Origin of the sequence: Streptomyces sp. BR123, from assembly GCF_013401435.1 — a bacterium.
GTDB lineage: Bacteria > Actinomycetota > Actinomycetes > Streptomycetales > Streptomycetaceae > Streptomyces.
In genome coordinates this window covers 1-1,385 of the sequence record NZ_JACBGN010000596.1, presented here as the reverse complement: position 1 = coordinate 1,385, position 1,385 = coordinate 1, and the positions used below count along the sequence as shown (strand labels likewise).

The following is a 1,385-nucleotide window of genomic DNA, read 5'->3' as shown; positions in this document are numbered from 1 at the left end:
ACCCACGACGCCCGACCCGTGACGCCCAACCCGCAACGCCGAGCCCACGACGCCCAACCCGCGACGCCCAACCCGCAACGCCGAGCCCACGACGCCCAACCCGCGACGCCTACGCGTTCTTGAACACCTGCCGCTGCCGCCCCAGGCCCTCGATCTCCAGCTCCACGACATCGCCGGCCCGCAGATACGGCTTCGGCTCCGGTCGGCCCATGGCAACGCCCGCCGGCGTACCGGTGATGATGACGTCGCCCGGGTAGAGGGTCATGAACCGGCTCAGGTACCGCACGACCTCACCCACCGGGAAGATCTGGTCGGCGGTGTTGCCGTCCTGCTCGAGCTCCCCGTTGACCCACAGCCTCACGTCCAGCACCTGTGGGTCCGGGATCTCGTCGGCGGTCACCAGCCACGGGCCGATCGGGGTGAAGGTCTCGCAGTTCTTTCCCTTGTCCCAGGTGCCGCCGCGCTCGATCTGGAATTCGCGCTCCGATACGTCGTTCACCAGCACGTACCCGCCCACATGGGCGAGTCCCTCCTCGGCGGAGGACAGGTAGCGGGCCGTGCTGCCGATGACGACGCCCAGCTCGGCCTCCCAGTCCGTCTTCACGCTGCCCCGCGGGATCAGGACGGTGTCGTCCGGCCCGGCCACGGTGTCCGCGGCCTTGAGGAACAGGATCGGCTCGGCGGGCGCCTCGGCACCGATCTCGGCGGCGTGCCCGAAGTAGTTCAGCCCGATGCCCACGATCTTGCCGATGCGGCCGACCGGCGCGCCGATCCGCAGCCCCTCCGCCTCCAGGGCCGGGAGGAGCTCCCCGGACGCCACCGCCTCCCGTACCCGGGACAGTACGGAGTCGTCGGCGAGCAGGGCGCCGTCCACATCCGTGATCAGGCCGGACAGGTCGCGCAGCGACCCGTCCTGGTCGAGCACTGCGGGACGCTCCGCCCCGACCGGTCCGACACGCAGCAGCTTCATGGGCATTCTCCCGGGGTCGCGGATGGTCGGCCCATGGGCGTACCCCGGGCCGCACGATGGGGTGCGGCCATCGGAGGACTGGCTGATCCTCCAAGACCCCCGACCGATCCGCAAGACCCCGTTCACGGACTGGAACGCTCGCCCCTCCGGGCCGGCGGCCCGAGGGCGCCCTACGCCCCGCCCACCGCCTCCAGCCGCTCCTTGCGGTGCTGGAGCCAGGCCCGCTCGGCCACGGACCAGGCGGTGGTGGCCGCCAGGTACAGCCCGGCGGCCAGCGGCACCACGGCGGCGGTGATCAGCGTCCCGAACGACAGCAGCGGCAGCACGCCGCCCACCCGCCGCAGCATCTCCTGCTGCTCCGCACTCAGCTCGACGCCCCCGCCCCCGGACCCAGCCCGGGAACCAGCCCCAGCCC

The 1,385-nt window shown here is 72.3% G+C and carries 1 protein-coding gene and 1 pseudogene; both read right to left on the bottom strand.

The genetic code is table 11. From position 1 onward, the window contains the following. Nucleotides 1–109: 109 nt before the first annotated feature. Nucleotides 110–970, bottom strand: coding sequence for a fumarylacetoacetate hydrolase family protein (locus HYE82_RS36535; RefSeq protein WP_179178521.1), 861 nt, complete (start codon nucleotides 968–970; stop codon nucleotides 110–112). A 170-nt stretch (nucleotides 971–1,140) separates the two neighbouring features. Further along, nucleotides 1,141–1,385: pseudogene (locus tag HYE82_RS36530) on the bottom strand (hypothetical protein); the annotation flags it as partial.